At 62.7% G+C, this 20,306-nt stretch carries 22 protein-coding genes and 1 other RNA gene; 7 read left to right on the top strand and 16 right to left on the bottom strand.

The window, feature by feature from the left end; all coding sequences use genetic code 11:
• Window positions 1-2: 2 nt before the first annotated feature.
• From mraY to rsmI, 9 genes are all read right to left on the bottom strand, one after another.
• Window positions 3-1,085 (bottom strand): phospho-N-acetylmuramoyl-pentapeptide-transferase, encoded by a 1,083-nt coding sequence (mraY, locus tag ACO6VM_RS13340; protein ID WP_110991623.1) that lies wholly within the window; start codon window positions 1,083-1,085, stop codon window positions 3-5.
• A complete protein-coding gene (locus ACO6VM_RS13335) occupies window positions 1,085-2,452 on the bottom strand; it encodes a UDP-N-acetylmuramoyl-tripeptide--D-alanyl-D-alanine ligase (RefSeq protein ID WP_422403409.1) in 1,368 nt (455 codons plus the stop codon). The genes mraY and ACO6VM_RS13335 overlap by 1 nt, the downstream gene beginning before the upstream one ends.
• A complete protein-coding gene (locus tag ACO6VM_RS13330) occupies window positions 2,445-3,935 on the bottom strand; it encodes a UDP-N-acetylmuramoyl-L-alanyl-D-glutamate--2,6-diaminopimelate ligase (protein WP_422403408.1) in 1,491 nt (496 codons plus the stop codon). Before ACO6VM_RS13330 ends, ACO6VM_RS13335 begins: the two co-directional genes overlap by 8 nt.
• Window positions 3,932-5,665 (bottom strand): peptidoglycan D,D-transpeptidase FtsI family protein, encoded by a 1,734-nt coding sequence (locus tag ACO6VM_RS13325; RefSeq protein WP_189654556.1) that lies wholly within the window; start codon window positions 5,663-5,665, stop codon window positions 3,932-3,934. Before ACO6VM_RS13325 ends, ACO6VM_RS13330 begins: the two co-directional genes overlap by 4 nt.
• On the bottom strand, window positions 5,665-5,958 hold the full coding sequence (ftsL, locus tag ACO6VM_RS13320; RefSeq protein ID WP_011535544.1) for a cell division protein FtsL: 294 nt from the start codon (window positions 5,956-5,958) through the stop codon (window positions 5,665-5,667). Before ftsL ends, ACO6VM_RS13325 begins: the two co-directional genes overlap by 1 nt.
• Window positions 5,955-6,902, bottom strand: coding sequence for a 16S rRNA (cytosine(1402)-N(4))-methyltransferase RsmH (rsmH, locus tag ACO6VM_RS13315; RefSeq protein ID WP_167409776.1), 948 nt, complete (start codon window positions 6,900-6,902; stop codon window positions 5,955-5,957). Before rsmH ends, ftsL begins: the two co-directional genes overlap by 4 nt.
• The gene (gene mraZ / locus ACO6VM_RS13310) at window positions 6,899-7,354 is read right to left on the bottom strand and encodes a division/cell wall cluster transcriptional repressor MraZ (RefSeq protein WP_021784148.1); all 456 of its coding nucleotides are present in this window, start codon (window positions 7,352-7,354) and stop codon (window positions 6,899-6,901) included. Before mraZ ends, rsmH begins: the two co-directional genes overlap by 4 nt.
• A gap of 308 nt (window positions 7,355-7,662) precedes the next feature.
• Window positions 7,663-8,022: RNase P RNA component class A (rnpB, locus tag ACO6VM_RS13305), an RNA gene on the bottom strand.
• Between the two features lie 67 nt (window positions 8,023-8,089).
• A complete protein-coding gene (gene rsmI / locus ACO6VM_RS13300; RefSeq protein ID WP_390967095.1) occupies window positions 8,090-8,932 on the bottom strand; it encodes a 16S rRNA (cytidine(1402)-2'-O)-methyltransferase in 843 nt (280 codons plus the stop codon).
• 221 nt (window positions 8,933-9,153) lie between these two features.
• On the opposite strand from rsmI, the gene ACO6VM_RS13295 reads away from it, so the two are divergent.
• The 5 genes from ACO6VM_RS13295 (at window position 9,154) to ACO6VM_RS13275 (ending at window position 12,875) form a co-directional block, all read left to right on the top strand.
• Window positions 9,154-10,971, top strand: a complete 1,818-nt coding sequence (locus ACO6VM_RS13295; protein ID WP_422403407.1) for a penicillin-binding protein activator — start codon at window positions 9,154-9,156, stop codon at window positions 10,969-10,971.
• Window positions 10,971-11,342, top strand: a complete 372-nt coding sequence (locus tag ACO6VM_RS13290; protein WP_401058646.1) for a YraN family protein — start codon at window positions 10,971-10,973, stop codon at window positions 11,340-11,342. Before ACO6VM_RS13295 ends, ACO6VM_RS13290 begins: the two co-directional genes overlap by 1 nt.
• A gap of 86 nt (window positions 11,343-11,428) precedes the next feature.
• Window positions 11,429-12,022 (top strand): phosphoheptose isomerase, encoded by a 594-nt coding sequence (locus tag ACO6VM_RS13285; RefSeq protein ID WP_401058644.1) that lies wholly within the window; start codon window positions 11,429-11,431, stop codon window positions 12,020-12,022.
• Window positions 12,019-12,597 carry a BON domain-containing protein gene (locus tag ACO6VM_RS13280; RefSeq protein ID WP_401058643.1) on the top strand — a complete coding sequence of 193 codons (579 nt, stop codon included), beginning with the start codon at window positions 12,019-12,021 and terminating at the stop codon, window positions 12,595-12,597. Before ACO6VM_RS13285 ends, ACO6VM_RS13280 begins: the two co-directional genes overlap by 4 nt.
• 59 nt (window positions 12,598-12,656) lie before the next feature.
• Window positions 12,657-12,875, top strand: a complete 219-nt coding sequence (locus tag ACO6VM_RS13275) for a YgdI/YgdR family lipoprotein (RefSeq protein WP_110991629.1) — start codon at window positions 12,657-12,659, stop codon at window positions 12,873-12,875.
• A gap of 51 nt (window positions 12,876-12,926) precedes the next feature.
• Here ACO6VM_RS13275 and ACO6VM_RS13270 read toward each other — a convergent pair whose 3' ends face one another.
• The 7 genes from ACO6VM_RS13270 to rplM form a co-directional block, all read right to left on the bottom strand.
• Window positions 12,927-13,358, bottom strand: coding sequence for a ClpXP protease specificity-enhancing factor (locus tag ACO6VM_RS13270; protein ID WP_125857531.1), 432 nt, complete (start codon window positions 13,356-13,358; stop codon window positions 12,927-12,929).
• 12 nt (window positions 13,359-13,370) lie between these two features.
• Window positions 13,371-13,994 (bottom strand): glutathione S-transferase N-terminal domain-containing protein, encoded by a 624-nt coding sequence (locus ACO6VM_RS13265; RefSeq protein WP_110991631.1) that lies wholly within the window; start codon window positions 13,992-13,994, stop codon window positions 13,371-13,373.
• A 117-nt stretch (window positions 13,995-14,111) separates the two neighbouring features.
• On the bottom strand, window positions 14,112-14,891 hold the full coding sequence (locus tag ACO6VM_RS13260; protein WP_125462713.1) for a cytochrome c1: 780 nt from the start codon (window positions 14,889-14,891) through the stop codon (window positions 14,112-14,114).
• Window positions 14,891-16,102: a cytochrome b gene (locus ACO6VM_RS13255; protein ID WP_110991633.1), complete on the bottom strand. Its 1,212-nt coding sequence runs from the start codon at window positions 16,100-16,102 to the stop codon at window positions 14,891-14,893. Before ACO6VM_RS13255 ends, ACO6VM_RS13260 begins: the two co-directional genes overlap by 1 nt.
• Window positions 16,102-16,695, bottom strand: a complete 594-nt coding sequence (petA, locus tag ACO6VM_RS13250; protein WP_110991634.1) for a ubiquinol-cytochrome c reductase iron-sulfur subunit — start codon at window positions 16,693-16,695, stop codon at window positions 16,102-16,104. The genes ACO6VM_RS13255 and petA overlap by 1 nt, the downstream gene beginning before the upstream one ends.
• A 261-nt stretch (window positions 16,696-16,956) precedes the next feature.
• Window positions 16,957-17,349, bottom strand: a complete 393-nt coding sequence (gene rpsI / locus ACO6VM_RS13245) for a 30S ribosomal protein S9 (RefSeq protein WP_003260797.1) — start codon at window positions 17,347-17,349, stop codon at window positions 16,957-16,959.
• Window positions 17,350-17,363: 14 nt separating this feature from the next.
• Window positions 17,364-17,792, bottom strand: a complete 429-nt coding sequence (rplM, locus tag ACO6VM_RS13240; RefSeq protein WP_008097538.1) for a 50S ribosomal protein L13 — start codon at window positions 17,790-17,792, stop codon at window positions 17,364-17,366.
• A 257-nt stretch (window positions 17,793-18,049) separates the two neighbouring features.
• Here rplM and ACO6VM_RS13235 point away from each other — a divergent pair, with 257 nt between their 5' ends.
• Together ACO6VM_RS13235 and ACO6VM_RS13230 are read left to right on the top strand one after the other, a co-directional pair.
• A complete protein-coding gene (locus ACO6VM_RS13235; protein WP_390967085.1) occupies window positions 18,050-19,090 on the top strand; it encodes an NADP(H)-dependent aldo-keto reductase in 1,041 nt (346 codons plus the stop codon).
• Between the two features lie 255 nt (window positions 19,091-19,345).
• Window positions 19,346-20,242 (top strand): GlxA family transcriptional regulator, encoded by an 897-nt coding sequence (locus tag ACO6VM_RS13230; protein WP_178125866.1) that lies wholly within the window; start codon window positions 19,346-19,348, stop codon window positions 20,240-20,242.
• Window positions 20,243-20,306: the final 64 nt, after the last annotated feature.

Raw genomic sequence — 20,306 nt, 5'->3', positions numbered from 1 at the left:
GTTTACCTCAGTTTCAGGGTGGCAAGGCCGATCAGCACCAGAATCACGGTGATGATCCAGAAACGGACGATCACCCGTGGCTCGGGCCAGCCCTTGAGTTCAAAGTGGTGATGGATCGGCGCCATGCGGAACACGCGCTTGCCGGTCAACTTGAAGGACGCGACCTGGATCACCACCGACAGGGTTTCCATCACGAACACACCGCCCATGATGAACAGCACGATTTCCTGGCGGACGATCACGGCGATGGTGCCCAGTGCGGCGCCCAGCGCCAGTGCACCGACGTCGCCCATGAACACCTGGGCCGGGTAGGTGTTGAACCACAGGAAGCCCAGGCCGGCACCGATCAGCGCGCCGCAGAACACGATCAACTCGCCGGAACCCGGTACGTAAGGGATCAACAGGTATTCGGCGAACTTCACGTTGCCCGACAGGTAGCAGAAGATGCCCAGGGCGCCGCCGACCATCACCGTCGGCATGATCGCCAGGCCATCAAGGCCGTCGGTCAGGTTGACCGCGTTGCTCGAACCGACGATGACGAAGTAGGTGAGCACGATGAAGCCGGCCCCCAGCGGAATGGTGAGGTCCTTGAGCATCGGGATGATCAGCGTGGTCTCGACGCTGGTCGGCGCGGTCTTGTAGAGGAAGATCGCCGCAGCCAGGCCGAATACCGACTGCCAGAAATACTTCCAGCGGCTTGGCAGGCCGCGCGAGTTCTTCTCGATCACCTTGCGGTAGTCGTCGACCCAGCCGATGGCGCCGAACGCCAGGGTGACGATCAGCACCACCCAAACGTAGCGGTTGGTCAGGTCGGCCCACAGCAGGGTGCTGATGGCGATGGCGGACAGAATCAGCGCGCCGCCCATGGTCGGGGTACCGGACTTGGACAGGTGCGATTGCGGGCCGTCGTTACGCACGGCCTGACCGATCTGGCGGATCTGCAGGGTACGGATCATCCACGGGCCCAGGCACAGGGCCAGGGTCAGCGCGGTCAGTACACCCAGGATCCCGCGCAGCGAGAGGTACTGGAAGACCGCGAAGCCCTTGTAGAACTGTTGCAGATACTCAGCCAACAGCAGCAGCATTAATGTTTCTCCCCGCCGGTTTCGCACAGTGCAGCCACGACGTTTTCCATCGCAGCGCTGCGCGAGCCCTTGATCAAGATAGTGGTGTCGCTGGCGGTCTCGACGCGGACGGCATCGATCAGCTCAGCTTGTGTAGCGAAATGGCGGCCATTGGCGCCGAAAGCCTGTACCGCATGGGCCATGTTGGCACCCACCGCGTAGAGCGCATCGACCTTGCCGCGGGCGTAGTCACCTACCTGGCGATGGCCTTCCTCGGCCCATTGCCCCAGTTCGCCGATATCCCCGAGCACCAGAACGGTGCGCCCGGAAAAGCCGGCGAGTATATCAATGGCCGCACACATCGAGGTGGGATTTGCGTTGTAGCTGTCATCGATCACCCGCACGCCGTTCGGCGCAATCTGCGCCACGGTGCGGCCCTTGACCGGTTGCACGGCCTCGAGGCCGGCTTTGATACCGCTCAGGCTCAGACCAACGGCATGGGCGGCGGCGGCGGCGGCCAAGGCATTGCTGACGTTATGGGTGCCGAGCAGGTTCAATTGCACCGGCACACTGCCGTCAGGCCCATGCAGGGTGAACGACGGGCAGCCACGGGCATCGCGGCCGATGCCGCTGGCGTAAAAGTCGGCCTGCGGGTTGTCCAGGGCGAAGCTCAGGATGCGATGAGCGCCGGCACGCTTGCGCCAGATTTCGAAGGCTTTGTCGGCCAGGTTGAGAATGGCGGTACCGCCCTCGCCCAGGCCTTCGAGGATCTCGCCCTTGGCCTCGACGATTTTCTCCGGGCCGCCGAACTCGCCCACATGGGCAGTGCCGGCGTTGTTGATGATCACCACCTGCGGCTGGGTCAGGCCGACGGTGTAGCGGATCTCGCCGATGCGCGAAGCGCCCAGCTCGATCACCGCGGCGCTGTGCTCGGGGGCGATCTCCAGCAGCGTCAGCGGCGCGCCGAGGTCGTTGTTCAGGTTGCCGCGGGTGGCATGGACCAGGCCCTGGGTACGCAGGATCGCGGCCAGCATTTCCTTGACGGTGGTCTTGCCACTGGAGCCGGTAATGGCGACCACGGGCTTGTCGTAGCCGGCACGGTTCAGCGCACCGAGCTGGCCGAGGGCCACACGGCAGTCGGCGACCAGCAACTGCGGCAGGTCGACGCCGGCGATTTCCCGTTCGACCAGGGCCGCGACCGCACCCTTGGCCTTCACGTCAGCCAGGTAGTCGTGGCCATCGAAACGCGGCCCGGTGAGGGCGACGAACAGTTGACCGGCACCCACGCTGCGACTGTCGATGCTGACGCCGGTGAAGCTGGCGTCGCCGCCGACCACTCGCGCACTCAGTGCTGTGGTCAGCTGGCTGAGGGTCATGGGCTTAAGCATGCGGAGCCTCCCAGGCGGCCAGGGCCTTCTCGGCCTCGACCAGGTCGGAGAAGTCATGGCGCTCGCCATTGATCTCCTGGTAATCCTCGTGCCCCTTGCCGGCCAGGACGATCACGTCGTTGGCGCTGGCGCTGGCAATCAGGTGGGCGATGGCCTTGCCACGGCCGGCGACGAACTCGACGCTGGCGGGCTTGGCGAAACCGGGGCGAATATCGTCGAAGATCCGCTGCGGATCTTCAGTGCGCGGGTTGTCGTCGGTAACCAGCACGCGGTCGGCCAGGCGCTCGGCCACTTCGGCCATCAGCGGGCGCTTGCCGCGATCGCGGTCGCCGCCACAGCCGAACAGGCACAGCAACTGGCCGTGGGCATGCGGGCGCAATGCTTCGAGAACTTTTTCCAGCGCATCTGGCGTGTGCGCGTAATCGACCACCACCAATGGTTTGTCGCCGCCACCCAGGCGCTGCATGCGGCCCACCGGGCCCTGCAGTTGCGGGGTGACCTTGAGGATCTCGTCCAGCGAATAATCCAGCGCCAGCAGCGCTGCCACGGCGGCGAGCATGTTGCTCAGGTTGAAGCGACCCAGCAGCTGACTGCGCAGGGTGCGCTCGCCCTGGGCGGTGACCAGAGTGGCGCGCACGCCATCGTCATTGAAGCTGGCTTCGCGACAGAACAGCGAGGCGTCCGGGTTTTCCAGGCTATAGCTGAGCAGCCGGGTCTCGCTGTGATCGCTGCTGGGGCGACGGGCAAAATCATCGGCCAGGCGGCGGCCAAACGCATCGTCCAGGTTGACCACCTGGCAACGCAGGCTCGGCCAGGCGAACAGCTTGGCCTTGGCGGCCTCGTAGGCCTCCATGCTGCCGTGGTAGTCGAGGTGGTCGCGGGACAGGTTGGTCATCACCGCGATGTCGAACTCGAGCGCAGCGACGCGCCCCTGCTCCAGGGCATGGGAGGAGACTTCCATGGCCACGGCCTTGGCGCCGCCCTTCTTCAGGTCGTTGAGCGTCGCCTGCACGGCAATCGGGTCCGGGGTGGTCAGGCGACCACTCTGCAGCTCGCCATAGAAGCCGGTACCCAGGGTGCCGATCAGGCCGCAACGCTGGCCGAGGGCATCGAGGGCCTGGGCCAGCAGCTGGGTGACACTGGTCTTGCCATTGGTGCCGGTGACGCCCACCAGGTTCAGCTGGCGGCTCGGCTCACCATAGAAGCGCCCAGCGATCTGCGACAGCTGGCCGATCAAACCCTTGACCGGGATCAGCGGCGCGTCGGTGATCGGCAGTACGCTGGCACCCTGCTCTTCGTAGGCCACCGCGGCGGCGCCACGGGCCAGGGCATCGGCGATATGGTCACGGCCATCGACCTTGGCACCGGGCACGGCGAGGAACAGGTCGCCCGGGCGTACGGCACGGCTGTCCAGGGTCAGCTCCCGGATCAACGGGTCGCGGCTGGCGTTGGCGAATAGCTTGCTCAATGGCATCGTCATCATCCACGCCCTCCCTTGGCGGGTACTGCACTGACTTGCTGTTGTTCGGTGGGCGGCGGCAGATTGTCTGGCGGCACATTCATCAGGCGCAGGGTGCCGGACATGACCTTGCTGAATACCGGCGCCGATACCAGGCCACCGAAGTAGCCGCCTTTGCTCGGCTCGTCGATGACCACGACGATGGCGTAGCGCGGATCGCTCATCGGGCCGAAGCCGGCGAACAGCGAACGGTAGGCGTTCTCGGTGTAGCCCTTGGAGCCGACCGTGGCTTTACGGGCGGTACCCGACTTGCCACCCACGTGATAGAACGGCACCTGCGCACGGAACACCCCGCGCGGCGCTTCGATCACCTGCTGCAGCATGGCCTGCACGGTTTCGGCGGTTTCCTTGGGGATCGCCTGCACGGCTTCCGGCGCCTTGTCGACCTTGAGGATCGACAGCGGCACCATCTTGCCGTCGTTGGCCAAGGCCGCGTAGGCATGCACCAGCTGCAACGCGGTCACAGACACACCGTAGCCATACGACAGGGTCGCGGTCTCGGCCTTGCGCCACTCGCGGTGGTTGGGCAGGTTGCCGACGCGCTCACCCGGGAAGCCGAGGCCGGTGTACTGACCAAGACCTACCTGGGACATCACCCGGTAGATGGCCTCGCCGCCGATATCGAAGGCGATCTTGCTCATGCCCACGTTACTGGAGTTGATCAGGATGCCGGTGAGGTCGAGGATCGGGCCTTCGCTCTTGGACACGTCCTTGATGGTGTAGCGGCCGATCTGCAGGCTGCCCGGGTACACCTCGACCTTGTCAGTGGGTTTCCAGCGGCCGCTCTGCAGCGCAGCGCTCATCGAGATCGGCTTGACCGTCGAGCCCGGCTCGAACACGTCGATGATCGCCCGGTTGCGCATGGCAGCCGGGAACATGCTGCGGCGGTTGTTCGGGTTGTAGGTGGGCTGGTTGACCATGGCCAGCACTTCACCGGTCTTGACGTCCATGATCACCAGGCTGCCGGCCTTGGCTTCCTGCTCGGCGATGGCGTTACGCAGCTCGCGGGTGGCCAGGTACTGCAGGCGCAGGTCAATCGACAACGCCAAGGTCTTTCCGGCCTTGGCGTTCTTGGTTACCTGGATGTCCTTGATCAGCCGGCCGCGCCGATCCTTGATCACCTGCCGTTTGCCAGGCACCCCGGCGAGCCATTCGTCGTAAGCCAGCTCTACCCCTTCACGACCGTGGTCGTCGAGGTCGGTGAAGCCGACCATATGGGCGGTGACGTCGCCCGCCGGATAGAAGCGGCGGAACTCTTCGAGCCCGTAGACACCGGGCACTTTCAGGTCGAGCACATGCTGCCCCTGCTCCGGGGTCAGGCCACGGACCAGGTAGATGAATTCCTTGCTGGCCTGCTGGGTGAGGCGCTCGGTCAATTGCTGGGGGTTCTGCCCAAGCGCTGCGGCCAGTTGCGGCCAACGGTCCTTGGCAACCTGCATTTCCTTGGGGTTGGCCCACAAGGTGGTGACCGGCGTACTGACCGCCAGGGGCTCGCCGTTACGGTCGGTGATCAGGCCACGGTGTGCCGGGATAGGAATATGGCGCAGGCTGCGGGCATCGCCCTGGCCTTTGAGGAAGTCGCGGTCGACCACCTGCAGGTCGATGATGCGCCAGCAGATGGCACCGGCCATCAACGCCAACAGGCCGATGACCACACGGAAGCGCCAGGGGTAGAGTGCACCTTCGAGCTTCATCATGGCGCCACCATCCGCACTTCGTCAGCGGCCGGCACGCGCATCTTCAGCTGCTCGCTGGCGAGGGTCTCGATACGGCTGTGGGCGGTCCAGGTGCTCTGCTCAAGAATCAGACGCCCCCACTCGGCCTGGGCCTTGTCCCGCTCGTTCAACTCGCCGTACAGGGTGTTGAGCAGTTGGCGGTTCCAGTGGGCGCTGTAAGACACGGCAATGGCCGAAACGAGCACACCCACGAACAGCAGAAGCATCAGGAAGCTTCCGCCTGGCAAAGGTTTGGCAAATAGCCGGCTCACCGAAGCTTCTCCGCCACCCGCATCACGGCGCTGCGCGACCGCGGGTTGGCCTTGAGCTCTTCGGCGGAGGCGAACTGCGCCTTGCCGATGAGTTTGATCTTCGGTTCGAAGACCTTGTGCTGCACCGGCAGGTTGCGCGGCAGATTGTCGGCCTCGCCCTTGACCAACTTGCGCATGAACAGCTTGACGATGCGGTCTTCCAGCGAATGGAAGCTGATCACCACCAGGCGACCACCGATCTCCAGGGACTCCAGGGCGGCCTCAAGGCCAGCCTCCAGGTCGCCCAGCTCATTGTTGACGTGGATACGCAAACCCTGGAACGCACGGGTGGCCGGGTTCTTGCCCTTTTCCCAGGCAGGGTTGGCAACCTTGAGCACTTCGGCCAGATCACCGGTTCGGGTGAACGGCTGCTTTTCGCGACGCTCGACCACTGCACGGGCCATGCGACCGGCGAAACGTTCCTCACCGTATTCCTTGAATACCCGGGCGATTTCTTCCACCGGCGCGGTGGCGATGAATTCGGCGGCGCTTACACCCTTGTCAGGGTTCATGCGCATATCCAGCGGGCCGTCGTTTAGGAAACTGAAGCCACGCTCGGGATCGTCCAACTGCGGCGAGGACACGCCCAGGTCGAGCAATACGCCACTGACCTTGCCGTCCAGGCCACGCGCGCGCACCTCGTCGCCCAGCTCGGCAAAGCTGCGCTGCACAATGACAAAGCGGCCGTCTTCGGCCGCCAGCGCTTGCCCGGTGGCAATCGCTTGAGGATCTTTGTCGAACCCCAGCAACTGGCCCTGCGGCCCAAGCTTGCTGAGGATCAGGCGGCTGTGCCCGCCACGCCCGAAGGTGCCGTCCAGATAGCGACCGTCGGCGCGCAGGGCCAATGCCTCGACAGCTTCGTCGAGCAGGACGGTGATGTGGTTGAAGCCGCTATCTATGGTCACAGGATCAGGTCACGCAGTTCATCGGGCATGGCGCCCGGTTGTTGAATAGCTGCAAGGTCGGCTGCCGAAACCACGTTCCAGGCATCCTCATCCCACAACTGGAATTTGTTCAGTTGCCCCACCAGCATCGCCTTCTTGTCGAGCTTGGCGTATTCACGCAAACGGGGCGGTACCAGGAAACGCCCACTGCCATCGAGCTCCAGGTCAACCGCGTTACCGATCAGCAAACGCTGCAGGCGGCGGTTTTCCTCACGCAACGACGGCAAGGCGCGCAACTTGGCTTCAATCTGCTCCCACTCATCGAGGGGATACACACACAGGCAGGGATCCACCGCGTCGATGGTCACGATCAATTGACCATTGCAACGCGAATCGAGCTCGTCACGGTACCGACTCGGCATTGCGAGACGGCCCTTGGCATCGAGGCTGACGGCGTTGGCTCCGCGGAACACGGCTGTGATTCCCCACAATGGTAGCTTTTTTGTGCCAGAAAACCCACTTCATCCCACTTTCTGCCACTTGCGCACACTATAGGAATCCGCCCGCCACACCGTCAAGGCGCGTTCATAAGGAAAACCCTTATAGGACGTGGATTTAGCGCAACAAAGGGAAGGGAAAGGATTACTCGCGAAGAAAAATGACGGGAAAAATCAAGAGAACTCAGGCGGATAGAGTTCGAAGTTAAAGTGATTTATTAAGAGTAAGATTTTTTTGGTATTACCAGAGGCATCTGCTATCGAAACAAGCAGAGGAAGGAGGGGTGGAGAGTCGATCTGTAAGCCGGGTTTTGTCGAGGACAGTCATTCCTCTACGACGGCCATCACTGGACGCCTCTAGCAACCTACCCGGTTCCGACGCGGGCCACGCCGTATGGAACCCTATTTGGTCTTGCTCCGAGTGGGGTTTACCTAGCCACGAACTGTTGCCAGCCGTGCGGTGCGCTCTTACCGCACCTTTTCACCCTTACCGGCACCGAAGTGCTTAGGCGGTTATTTTCTGTGGCACTTTCCGTAGGCTCGCGCCTCCCAGGCGTTACCTGGCACTCTGCCCTGCGGAGCCCGGACTTTCCTCCCCCGCCTTTTGCGGAACAAAAGACGGCAGCGACTGTCCGATCGACTCTCCGCCGACAAGGTTACCGGCAGCGGCGCTCAAGAACAAGCGAGATGACAAATAATATCAGTTTGATATCAGTCGCGCTGCTGTTTTTCCAGCGCCAGTTGATAGAGCAGATTCTTGCGCACCCCGGTAATTTCCGCTGCCAACGCCGCCGCACGCTTGAGCGGCAACTCCGCCAGCAGCAGGTCGAGCACGCGCTGCGCTTCGACACTGATCGCCTGCTCATCATCGGGCGCGACCCAACCGGCCACCAGCACTACACACTCGCCGCGCTGCTGATTGCTGTCGCCCTGCACGAATGCACGCAGCTCGGCCAGCGGCAGGCCCTTGAGCGTTTCGAACGTCTTGGTGATCTCACGCGCGAGCAATGCCGGGCGCTCACCGCCGAACACCGCCTCCATGTCTTCCAGGCATTCCAGGATGCGATGGGGCGCCTCATAAAAGATCAGGGTGCGCGGTTCTTCCCGGACCTGTTCCAGTCGCGCGCGCCGCCCTGCCGTCTTGGCCGGCAGGAAGCCTTCGAAAATGAAGCGATCGGACGGCAAACCTGCGGCCGACAATGCCGCGATCAAGGCGCAGGCCCCCGGCACCGGCACCACCTGCACACCCGCAGCACGGGCCTGACGCACCAGGTGATAGCCCGGATCGGAAATCAGCGGCGTACCGGCATCGGACACCAGCGCCACGTCGTCACCCGCCAGCAGCCGAGTGATGAAGCGCCCACCCTCATCACGCTCGTTGTGCTCATGACAGGCCGCCAGCGGCGTATCAATGCCGAAATGCTGGAGCAGACGCACCGAATGGCGAGTGTCTTCCGCAGCGATGAGGCTCACGTTCGCGAGCACCTTCAGTGCCCGCGCACTCATGTCGTCAAGGTTGCCGATGGGCGTGGCAACCACATACAGCGTTCCCATCGTGGATTTCGAAGCCCCTGCAACATCAGTCACTGCGCACACCTGCATACCGGATCAAAGCCGCCATTGTAGCCCGAGCACCGGCAACAGAGCGCAAAGAACTTCGCCTCCCTCACGCTCGCAGCCACCTATAGTGAAGGATCATCATCGGCGATGATCGCGCCACGCCCATTGCTTGGGTACAATCGCCGGCCAACTTGATCGAGTAACAGGACCTTTACATGATCGCTTGTCTGCGGCTGTTCACAGCCCTCTGCCTCGCTGCCCTGCTGGCAGCCTGCGCCAGCTCGCCCTCATCCAGCCTGGGCGAACTGCCACGCACCCCGGATGCCAGCATCGAACAGCTGCTCGACAAGGCAGCCACCAGCAAGTCCGCCGAGGATGCAGCCCTGCTGCGACTGAGTGCCGCCGACCTGGCCTACAAGCAGAAAGACTACCCACGCTCGGCGCGCATCCTCGAGCAGGTCCCGCTGGACTCGCTCAAGCCGGCCCAGCAGGTCTTCGCCAGCACGCTGACGGCGGAGCTGGCCATGACCCGCAACCAGCCCAAGGCAGCCCTTGCAGCACTTGCCCACCCAAGCCTGCAGCGCGTCGGCGAACTGCCGGAACAACAGCAAGCGCGCACCTACAGCGTTCACGCCGCCGCCCTTGAGGCCGACGGCCAGGCCCTGGCCGCCGCACAGCAGCGGGTGCTGCTGACGCCACTGCTCAGCGGCCAGGCGGCAAGCGCCAACAATGACGCCATCTGGGCCCTGGTCGCCTCGCTGCCAGCCGAACAGCTGCAACAACCGGCCAGCAATGAAACGCTGGCCGGCTGGACCAGCCTGGCCCTCGCCGTGAAGCGCGCAGGCACCCTGGAGCAGCAACAGGCCGCGATCGACACCTGGAAAGGCCAACACCCCGACCATCCGGCCGCCAAGCAACTGCCGGTCGCCCTGGTCAAGCTCAAGGAACTGGCTAGCCAGCCACTGACCAAGATCGCCCTGCTGCTGCCCCAGGAAGGGCCACTGGCAGGCGTCGCCCGCGCCCTGCGCGACGGTTTCATGGCCGCACACTTCCAGGCCCAGCAAGGCGGCCAGCCGGCCCCTGCCGTGCAGGTGTTCGACAGCTCGCGCATCACCTCGCTCGATGACTTCTACCGCCAGGCCCAGGCCGCCGGCGTGCAACTGGTGGTCGGCCCGCTGGAAAAACCACTGGTGAAAAAACTCGCGGCCTACCCGCAGCTGCCCATCACCACCCTGGCCCTGAACTACGCCGACGCCGGCCAATCAGCCCCGCCTCAACTGTTCCAGTTCGGCCTCGCGGCCGAGGACGAAGCCCGCGAAGTCGCCCGCCGCGCCCGTGCCGATGGCAAGGTCCGTGCGGTCGCGCTGGTACCGCGCGGCGAATGGGGCGACCGCGTACTCGCAGCCTTCCGCAAGGACTGGGAAAGCAATGGCGGCACCCTGCTGGCCGCCGAGCGCATCGCCCAGCCAGTAGCCCTCGCCCAACAGATCGCCGACCTGTTCCAGCTGCGCCAGAGCGAAGGCCGCGCCAAGAGCCTGCAAAGCACGGTCGGCAGCGACATCGCCGCCCAGCCGTCGCGCCGCCAGGACATCGATTTCATCTTCCTGGCCGCCACCCCGCAACAGGCCCAGCAGATCAAGCCAACGCTGAACTTCCAGTACGCCGGTGACGTGCCGGTGTACGCCACGTCCAACCTGTACAGCGCCAGCGGCGACATCAACCAGTACAACGACATGAACGGCATCCGCTTCTGCGAAACGCCGTGGCTGCTCGACACCAGCAACAGCCTGCGCCAGCAGGTGGTGCAGCAGTGGCCGCAAGCGGCCGGCAGCCTCGGCCGCCTGTACGCCATGGGCGTCGACGCCTACAGCCTGGCGCCACGCCTGAGCCAGCTCAAGGCATTGCCGGACAACCGCGTCGAAGGCCTGTCTGGCAGCCTGAGCATGAACCCGGCACAACGCATCGAACGTCAGCTGCCATGGGCCGAGTTCTCCGGCGGCCAGGTCAAACGCCTGCCGGACACGCCGCGCTGATGCCCGGCGCATCGCCCAGCCTCGCAGGCCAGGCTGCCGAAGACCAGGCCCTCGACTACCTCCGAGGGCAAGGTCTGCAGCTGCTGACGCGCAACTGGCGATGCAAGGGCGGCGAGCTCGATCTGGTCATGCTCGATGCCGATACAGTAGTATTCGTCGAAGTCCGCTACCGGTTACACGCGGACTTCGGCGGCGCGCTCGGCAGTATCGACGGGCGCAAGCAGAAGCGACTGGCGCTGGCCGCCAACTTATTCCTGCACGATGAACCCCGCTGGGCCGCTCAACCCTGCCGCTTCGACGTAGTCGCCCTGCAGGGCCAAGGCCATGCCGGGCAACCGCTTCTTTGGCTGAAAAACGCCTTCGAGTGCTGAACCTGTACCGAATTTTTCGCTCTATGTTTCGCGGGCGGATCCCTGGCGCGCGCCGCGCCGGCCACCGCCCCATTTAAGGTCACCAGATGGACATGCAATCCCGAATTCGCCGGCTGTTCCAGGCCAGCATCGACACCAAGCAACAGGCAATGGACATCCTGGCACCTCACATCGAGCAGGCCAGCCTGGTCATGGTCAGCGCCCTGCTCAACGACGGCAAGATGCTCGCCTGCGGCAACGGCGGTTCGGCCGGCGACGCTCAGCATTTCTCGTCCGAATTGCTCAACCGCTTCGAACGCGAGCGCCCGAGCCTGCCGGCCATTGCCCTGACCACCGACAGCTCGACACTCACCTCGATTGCCAACGACTACAGCTACAACGAGATCTTCTCCAAGCAGATTCGCGCCCTGGGCCAGCCCGGCGACGTTTTGCTGGCGATCTCCACCAGCGGCAACTCGGCCAACGTGATCCAGGCGATCCAGGCCGCACATGACCGCGAAATGATTGTCGTAGCCTTGACCGGTCGCGACGGCGGCGGCATGGCCTCGCTGCTGCTGCCCGAGGACGTGGAGATCCGCGTACCCTCGACCGTCACCGCACGCATCCAGGAAGTCCACCTGCTGGCGATCCACTGTCTGTGCGACCTGATCGACAGCCAACTGTTCGGGAGTGAAGAATGATCCCCAAGCACCTCGGCCTGATGGCCCTCACCCTGTGCCTGAGCGTCACAGGCTGCAGCTCGGTACTGACCTCGGCGCGCAACTCGCCCATCGAGGATGACCGCGGCACCCGCACCATCGGCAGCAAGATCGACGACTCGCTGATCGAGACCAAGGTTTCGGTCAATATCGCCAAGGCCAACCCAGACCTGGACCAGGGCTCGCATATCGTCGTCAGCAGCTACAACGGCGTCGTCCTGCTGGCCGGCCAGACGCCGCGCGCCGACCTCAAGTCGCTGGCCGAGCAGACCGCCAGCCAGGTCCAGCGGGTCAAGAAGGTTCACAACGAGCTGCAGGTGATCCAGCCGTCCTCGATCCTGGCGCGCAACAACGACGCCTGGCTCACCACCAAGATCAAGACCCAGATGCTGACGGACGCCAACGTCCCCGGCTCGCGCATCAAGGTGATCACCGAGAACGGTATCGTCTACCTGCTCGGCCTGGTCACCCAGCAAGAGGCCAACGCTGCCACCAACGTGGTGCAGAGCGTCTCGGGCGTGCAGAAGATCGTCAAACTGTTCGAATACATCGACTGATCCCCCGCGAGGGCGAAACCCGCGCCCTCGCCTTTCAACCCCGATCCAGGAAGTACCCCATGAAGAAGTACCTGCTGCCCGCCCTGCTGATTGGCACCTTCGCCACCCTGGCCGGCTGCTCTTCGCCGAGCGTGATCACCCTCAACGACGGCCGTGAACTGCAGACCCTTGACACCCCTCACTTCGATCGCGATTCCGGCTTCTACGAGTTCAAACAACTCGACGGCAAGCAGAACCGCGTCAACAAGGACCAGGTGCAGAGCATCAAGGACCTGTAAGCGCAAGCGTCAGGCACAAAAAAGGCGATCCACAAAGGATCGCCTTTTTTGTTACTTGACCACCTTGAGGCTGGGTCGACCGCTGGGGCGTGGAGGCTGGCTCCCCCCTTCCGGCGGGCCATCGTCATCCGGCTCGACACCCTCATCGTGCAGGTCGTCTTCGTCATCGAGCGGCGGATCCAGCTCAAAGACCATGCCTTGACCGTTTTCACGGGCATAAATACCCAGGATCGCGCCGGCCGGCACAAAGAGCGAGTGGGACACACCACCGAAGCGCCCCTCGAAGCTCACCGCATCGTTGTCCATGTGCAGGTTACGCACAGCGCTGGGCGAGATATTCAGGACGATCTGGCCATCGCTGGCAAAACCCTGAGGCACCTGGACCGCCGGATACTCGGCATTGACCAGCATATGGGGCGTGCAATCGTTGTCGACGATCCACTCGTACAGCGCACGAACCAGATAGGGGCGACTGGAGTTCATCAACGGTTCCTCTTAAACCTTGCGCATTTCACGTTCGGCAGCAGACAGGCTCGCCTGGAAAGGCTCGCGGGCGAACTGTCGCTCCATGTAATCCAGCAGCGGCTTGGCCTGCCGTGGCAATTCAATACCCATCACCGGCAAGCGCCAGAGCATGGGCAATAGACAACAGTCGACGAGGCTTTGCTCCTCGCTCATGAAACAGGGCATCTCGCCAAACAGCGGCGCTACGCCGGTCAGGCTCTCACGCAGCTCCTTGCGCGCCTGGGTGCGTGCCGCCTCGCTGCTGCGCGGGTCGAGCACGGTATCGGCCAGGGCACACCAGTCGCGCTGGATACGGTGCATCAGCAATCGACTGTTGCCACGCGCCACCGGGTATACCGGCATCAGTGGCGGATGAGGATAACGCTCGTCGAGATACTCCATCACCACGGTCGACTCATACAGCGCCAGGTCACGATCGACCAGTGTCGGCAGGCTGCCATAAGGATTCACTTCGACCAGCTTGGGCGGCAGGCGTTTGGCGTCGACGTCGATGATCTGCACGGCGATGCCTTTCTCGGCGAGCACCAGGCGCACCCGATGAGAGTAATGATCAGCGGGGTCGGAATAGCAGGCTAACCTGTTGGTTGCGCCCATGTAGCGCCTCCTCGCACGGGATGCTTGTAAAACTGTAAATGAAAACGCGCCCGGGGCGCCTCAGCATTGCTGCCAAGGCGCCCCGGGCGCGTTCAACAACCAGAAACTACTGCGTGATCAGTGCACGTCCTTCCAGTATTCGCGCTTGAGCAAGTAGGCGAACACGAAGAAGAAAGCCAGGTACAGCAACACATAGGTACCGATGCGCTGGCTTTCCAGTTTGACCGGGTTGGCCGAATAGGCCAGGAAGGTCACCAGGTTCTTGACCTTCTCGTCGAACTGCTCGGGCGTCAGGGTACCGGATTTCTCCTCGATGGTCAGCTGGTCGCACGCTTCATGGGTCAGCGGGCTGCCGGTCAGCGGGTCGAACTGCTTCTTGCCGTCGACCACGGTCTGCACCTGCTTGCAGCCGATCACCTGATTACCCTGCAGGCCGACCAGCACGTTGGGCATCCCCACATTGGGGAAGACCTTGTTGTTCACCCGGTAAGGCCGCGCTGGGTCCTCGTAGAAGCTGCGCAGGTAGGTGTACAGCCAGTCATTGCCACGTACCCGGGCAACCAGGGTAAGGTCGGGAGGCGCCGCGCCGAACCAGGTCTTGGCATCGTTTGGCTGCATGCCGATCTTCATGTGGTCACCGATCTTGGCACCGGTGAACACCAGGTTCTCGAGCATCAGCTCGTGCGGAATCCCCAGGTCGTCGGCCACCCGCTCATAACGCTGGAACTTGGCGCTGTGGCAGCCCATGCAATAGTTGGCGAAGGTCCGCGCACCGTCCTGCAGGGCGGCTTTGTCAGTGAGGTCGACATCGACCTTGTCCAGTTCCAGGCTGTGCTCGGCGGCAAACGAAAGGCCAGGCATCAGTGCCAGCAAACATACTGCAATCAACTTTTTCATCAGCCAGTCACCCTTTCCGGAACCGGTTTGGTCTTCTCGAGCCTTGTGTAGAACGGCATCAGCAGGAAGTAGGCGAAGTACAGCACCGTACACACCTGCGACAGCAAGGTACGCCCCGGGGTCGGTGCCAGTACGCCCAGCACACCGAGAATGACGAAGGCCACGCAGAACACCAGCAGCCAGACCTTGCTCAGCCAACCCTTGTAGCGCATGGAGCGCACCGGGCTGCGGTCAAGCCAGGGCAACACGAACAGCACAGCGATCGCGGCGCCCATGGCGATCACCCCGAACAACTTGTCGGGTACCGCACGCAAGATCGCGTAGAACGGCGTGAAGTACCACACTGGGGCGATATGCTCAGGGGTCTTGAAGGCGTTTGCCTGCTCGAAGTTCGGTTTTTCCAGGAAGTACCCGCCCATTTCCGGGAAGAAGAACACCACAGCGCAGAACACGAAGAGGAACACCACCACGCCGACGATATCTTTGACGGTGTAGTACGGGTGGAATGGAATGCCGTCCAGCGGGATACCGTTCTCGTCCTTTTTCTTCTTGATGTCCACACCATCGGGGTTGTTCGAACCCACTTCGTGCAGCGCCAGGATGTGCAGCACGACCAGGCCGAGAATCACGATCGGCAAGGCCACCACGTGCAAGGCGAAGAAGCGGTTCAGGGTGATACCCGAGATCAGGTAGTCACCACGGATCCACTGAGTGAGGTCACCACCGATCACCGGGATCGCGCCAAACAGCGAAATGATCACCTGGGCACCCCAGTACGACATCTGGCCCCATGGCAGCAGGTAGCCCATGAAGGCCTCGGCCATCAGCGCCAGGTAGATCAGCATGCCGAACAGCCAGACCAGCTCGCGCGGCTTCTGGTAGGAGCCGTAGAGCAGGCCGCGGAACATGTGCAGGTAGACCACGATGAAGAACGCCGAGGCGCCGGTGGAGTGCAGGTAGCGCAGGATCCAGCCGTACTCGACGTCGCGCATGATGTACTCGACCGAGGCGAAGGCCTCTTCCGCCGAGGGGGTGAAACTCATGGTCAGCCACACGCCGGTTACGATCTGGTTGACCAGCACCAGCAGCGCCAGCGAGCCGAAGAAGTACAGGAAGTTGAAGTTCTTGGGCGCGTAATACTTGCTCAGATGGTCTTCCCACATCTTCGTGGCGGGGAAGCGCGCATCGATCCACTCCATGAACTTGCTCATCATGCTTTCTCCTGATCGATGCCGATGACGACAAGGTCGTCCGACTCGTACGAGTGCGGTGGCACTGGCAGGTTCAGAGGCGCTGGCTGGGATTTGTAGACACGACCCGCCAGGTCGTAGTGCGAACCGTGGCAAGGGCAGAAATAGCCACCGACCCACTTCGGCCCAAGGTCGGCCGGAGCGACTTCGGGACGGAACGTCGGCGAGCACCCCAGGTGGGTGCACAAGCCAACCAGAATGAGTATCTCGGGTTTGATCGAGCGATTCTGCGGATCGACGTAGGTGGGCTGCACCGACGCCTTGGATTCAGGATCGGAGAGCTCGGCGGTGAGCTTTTTCAGGTTGCCGAGGATTTCATCCGTTCGGCGCACGATGAAGACCGGCTGACCACGCCATTCAGCCACCATTTGCTGGCCTGGCTCGACCTTGGCGATATTGACCTTCACCGGTGCCCCTGCGGCTTTCGCCTTGGCACTGGGAAACCATGACCCCACGAACGGTACCGCTGCCCCCACTGCCCCCGCTGCCCCGACCACGGATGTCGCGGCTACGAGGAAGCGGCGCCGGCCTGCGTTGACGCCGTCATTGCTCATTCAGTCCTCTCCCATCAGCTTGCTTGGCCTGTTTGAACAGGCATCTACTTAGGTACGTCTGTGGCACTAAAAATTGGCCGCCATGGTAAGAAACAAATCCACACACTGACAAGGTGATTACCCACTCGTCGGGCTACAACCCTCGCTTTGCTTGATCTGCGTCTATACGACAAGTGCCCACCGACTGCTGACAGGTTAGTTCAAGCCATAAAAAAAGCCCGGTTCCAAAGGAACCGGGCTTCTTCGACTGCCGAAGCGAAATTAACGCTTGGAGTACTGAGGACGCTTACGCGCTTTACGCAGACCCACTTTCTTACGCTCAACTTCACGAGCGTCGCGGGTGACGTAGCCAGCACGACGCAGAGCGCCACGCAGGGTTTCGTCGTATTCCATCAGGGCGCGAGTGATACCGTGGCGGATCGCACCGGCCTGACCGCTGACACCACCACCGGAAACGGTGACGTAGATGTCGAACTTCTCAACGGTCTCGGTCAGTTCCAGCGGCTGGCGAACAACCATGCGAGCGGTTTCGCGGCCGAAGAACACGTCCAGAGAACGGTTGTTGATGGAGATGTTACCGGTACCAGGACGCAGGAAAACGCGAGCGGTTGCGGTCTTGCGACGGCCAGTGCCGTAGTTTTGAGTCGCCGACATAATGAACTATCCCGTTAGATCTTCAGTTCTTGAGGCTGCTGAGCAGTGTGAGGGTGAGCAGCACCCGCGTACACTTTCAGCTTGCGGTACATGTCGCGACCCAGCGGATTCTTCGGCAGCATGCCTTTGACCGCGGTTTCGATAACACGCTCAGGGGCCTTGGCGATCAACTTCTCGAAGTTGATTTCCTTGATACCGCCCGGGAAGCCGGAGTGGGAGTAGTACATCTTGTCGGAAGACTTGGCACCAGTCACACGAATCTGCTCGGCGTTGATGACGACGATGTAGTCGCCGGTGTCAACGTGAGGGGTGTATTCTGGCTTGTGCTTGCCACGCAGGCGGCTAGCGATTTCGGTAGCCAGACGACCCAGGGTCTGACCAGCGGCGTCGACTACGAACCACTCGCGCTTTACTGTTTCCGGTTTAGCAGTAAAAGTTTTCATTCTCTAAAGCCTCAGAGGCCGCCCAGCGAAAAATAGACGGCGAATCTTACTGGATAGTGCACGGCTTGCCAAGGGCAAACGCGCAGCCGAACGCTGACGCTTTTGGGGGCTCGGGTCGGGCACGCCAATGTTCGACAAAGGTTCTTCATTCGTGGTGGTGCATCACTTCCGCCACGCGAAGAGCTGCAGAATTATCCAGATTGCGCGAAAAATTTCAACCTGCTTTTATGGGCTTCTTTGCCTGGAGCGTCCTTTCGATGGAATACCGTAAGCTCGGTCGTACCGACCTCAACGTCAGCGCCCTTTGCCTGGGCACCATGACCTGGGGCGAGCAGAACACCCAGGATGACGCCTTCGCCCAGATCAAGCTGGCCAAGGCCGCCGGCATCAACTTCATCGACACCGCCGAGATGTACCCGGTGCCGCCGCGCCCGGAAACCTATGCCGCCACCGAACGCATCATCGGCAACTGGTTCGCCAAGCATGGCGACCGCGACGACTGGCTGCTGGCCAGCAAGGTCGCTGGCCCCGGCAACGGCATCAGCCACATCCGCGACGGCCAGCTCAAGCACAACCGCCAGCACATCGTTGCCGCACTCGATGCAAGCCTTGCGCGCCTGCAAACCGACCGCATCGACCTGTACCAGTTGCACTGGCCCGAACGCAGCACCAACTTCTTCGGCAAGCTGGGCTACCAGCACCTGCCCAACGACATGTTCACGCCCCTCGAAGAAACCCTCGAAGTGCTCGACGAGCAGGTGAGCGCCGGCAAGATCCGCCATATTGGCCTGTCCAACGAAACCCCATGGGGCACCATGAAGTTCCTGCAACTGGCCGAGGCCCGTGGCTGGCCGCGGGCGGTGTCGATCCAGAACCCCTACAACCTGCTCAACCGCAGCTTCGAAGTGGGCCTGGCGGAAGTGGCGATCCGCGAGCAGTGCGGCCTGCTGGCCTACTCGCCGCTGGCCTTCGGCATGCTCTCGGGCAAGTACGAAAACGGCGCCCGCCCGGAAAACGCCCGCCTGAGCCTGTTCAGCCGCTTCGCCCGTTACTCCAATCCGCAGACCGTGGCGGCCTGCAGCCGCTATGTGCAGTTGGCCCGCGACCACGGCCTGGACCCGGCGCAGATGGCCCTGGCGTTCGTCACCCGGCAACCCTTCGTGACCAGCAATATCATCGGTGCGACCACCCTCGAGCAGTTGCAGAGCAACATCGATAGCCAGGGCCTGAACCTAAGTGATGAACTGCTGGCGGCGATCGAGGCAATCCATCAGGAGCAACCGAATCCAGCACCTTGATCAGGCACCCCATCGCGCACGGCGACACCCGTGGGAGCGGCGGTGCGCCGATGCGACTTGCCCCGCGATGGGGAATGCGGGGTAGACACAATCGCCAAAAAATAAGACGATCCAGCCGGTGATTGACCACTCTACCCTATAAGAACAATGACAATGATGTTTACCCAACCCCCCGCGTCGCTGCGGCGCGTCAGCATCCTGGCCATTGATAAAGTGTTCGCTTCGACACTGATGCAGGCCAAGGACTTCTTCCACCTGGCCAGCCTGCGCTACAGCAAGCAACTGGGCCTCGGCCTGCAGCCGATGTTCGAGATCGCCCTGGTGAGCCCGGACGGCCTGCCCGTGGACAGTTTCAGCAATGTGCAGCTGCCGGTCGACAGCGGCCTGAACGATGCCGATGTGATCATCCTCCCGGCCTTCTGGGACGATTTCGACAACCTGCTGCAACGCTACCCTCAGGTCTTGCCCTGGCTGCGCGCGCAGCACGCACGCGGCGCAGTGCTGTGTGCCGAGGCCAGCGGCGTGTTCTGGCTGGCCGAGTCCGGGCTGCTGGACGGCAAGGAGGCGACCACCTACTGGCGCTTCTTCGGCAGCTTCGAGGAGCGCTTCCCCAAGGTGCGGCTGAATCAGGACAAGCACCTGACCGACGCCGACAACCTGTACTGCGCCGGTGGCACCACCTCGGCCTGCGACCTGTATATCTACCTGATCGAGCGTTTCTGCGGCGCCAACGTGGCCCGTGCAGTGGCCCGCGACATCCTCTACGAAGTGCAGCGCAGCTACACGCCCGGGCGCATGGGCTTCGGTGGGCAGAAACTGCACCAGGACCTGATCATCCTGCAGATCCAGCACTGGCTCGAAGAGCACTTCGCCGACAAGTTCCGCTTCGAGGACGTGGCCCGCAACCACGGCATGAGCATCCGCAACTTCATGCGCCGCTTCCAGAGCGCCACCGGTGACAAACCGCTGCACTACCTGCAGCGCCTGCGCATCGAGACGGCCAAGGGCTTGCTGTCGAGCTCGCGCAAGAGCATCAAGACCATCAGCTATGAGGTGGGGTACGACGACGCGAGCTTCTTCGCGCGATTGTTCCGCCAGCACACCGAACTGTCGCCGAACCAGTATCGCCAGCAGTTCATGCAGGAAGCCTGAAACGCATCGCGGGGGGAAAGCGGGTCCCCCCACACAAACAACGTACGACACCGGGGAGGGGGTG

Origin of the sequence: Pseudomonas sp. GZD-209 (assembly GCF_049310485.1) — a bacterium.
Lineage (GTDB): Bacteria > Pseudomonadota > Gammaproteobacteria > Pseudomonadales > Pseudomonadaceae > Aquipseudomonas > Aquipseudomonas sichuanensis.
Note: the sequence above shows the minus strand (reverse complement) of the source record. Positions and strands in the feature narration are given on the sequence as shown.

Excerpts from the sequence above, each read along its gene's own strand:
- mraY (WP_110991623.1), bottom strand. The coding sequence starts at position 1,085 with ATGCTGCTGCTGTTGGCTGAGTATCTGCAACAGTTCTACAAGGGCTTC.
- ACO6VM_RS13335 (WP_422403409.1), bottom strand. The coding sequence starts at position 2,452 with ATGCTTAAGCCCATGACCCTCAGCCAGCTGACCACAGCACTGAGTGCG.
- ACO6VM_RS13330 (WP_422403408.1), bottom strand. The coding sequence starts at position 3,935 with ATGATGACGATGCCATTGAGCAAGCTATTCGCCAACGCCAGCCGCGAC.
- ACO6VM_RS13325 (WP_189654556.1), bottom strand. The coding sequence starts at position 5,665 with ATGAAGCTCGAAGGTGCACTCTACCCCTGGCGCTTCCGTGTGGTCATC.
- rsmI (WP_390967095.1), bottom strand. The coding sequence starts at position 8,932 with ATGGGAACGCTGTATGTGGTTGCCACGCCCATCGGCAACCTTGACGAC.
- ACO6VM_RS13295 (WP_422403407.1), top strand. The coding sequence starts at position 9,154 with ATGATCGCTTGTCTGCGGCTGTTCACAGCCCTCTGCCTCGCTGCCCTG.
- ACO6VM_RS13290 (WP_401058646.1), top strand. The coding sequence starts at position 10,971 with ATGCCCGGCGCATCGCCCAGCCTCGCAGGCCAGGCTGCCGAAGACCAG.
- ACO6VM_RS13285 (WP_401058644.1), top strand. The coding sequence starts at position 11,429 with ATGGACATGCAATCCCGAATTCGCCGGCTGTTCCAGGCCAGCATCGAC.
- ACO6VM_RS13280 (WP_401058643.1), top strand. The coding sequence starts at position 12,019 with ATGATCCCCAAGCACCTCGGCCTGATGGCCCTCACCCTGTGCCTGAGC.
- ACO6VM_RS13275 (WP_110991629.1), top strand. The coding sequence starts at position 12,657 with ATGAAGAAGTACCTGCTGCCCGCCCTGCTGATTGGCACCTTCGCCACC.
- ACO6VM_RS13270 (WP_125857531.1), bottom strand. The coding sequence starts at position 13,358 with ATGAACTCCAGTCGCCCCTATCTGGTTCGTGCGCTGTACGAGTGGATC.
- ACO6VM_RS13265 (WP_110991631.1), bottom strand. The coding sequence starts at position 13,994 with ATGGGCGCAACCAACAGGTTAGCCTGCTATTCCGACCCCGCTGATCAT.
- ACO6VM_RS13260 (WP_125462713.1), bottom strand. The coding sequence starts at position 14,891 with ATGAAAAAGTTGATTGCAGTATGTTTGCTGGCACTGATGCCTGGCCTT.
- ACO6VM_RS13255 (WP_110991633.1), bottom strand. The coding sequence starts at position 16,102 with ATGAGCAAGTTCATGGAGTGGATCGATGCGCGCTTCCCCGCCACGAAG.
- petA (WP_110991634.1), bottom strand. The coding sequence starts at position 16,695 with ATGAGCAATGACGGCGTCAACGCAGGCCGGCGCCGCTTCCTCGTAGCC.
- rpsI (WP_003260797.1), bottom strand. The coding sequence starts at position 17,349 with ATGTCGGCGACTCAAAACTACGGCACTGGCCGTCGCAAGACCGCAACC.
- rplM (WP_008097538.1), bottom strand. The coding sequence starts at position 17,792 with ATGAAAACTTTTACTGCTAAACCGGAAACAGTAAAGCGCGAGTGGTTC.
- ACO6VM_RS13235 (WP_390967085.1), top strand. The coding sequence starts at position 18,050 with ATGGAATACCGTAAGCTCGGTCGTACCGACCTCAACGTCAGCGCCCTT.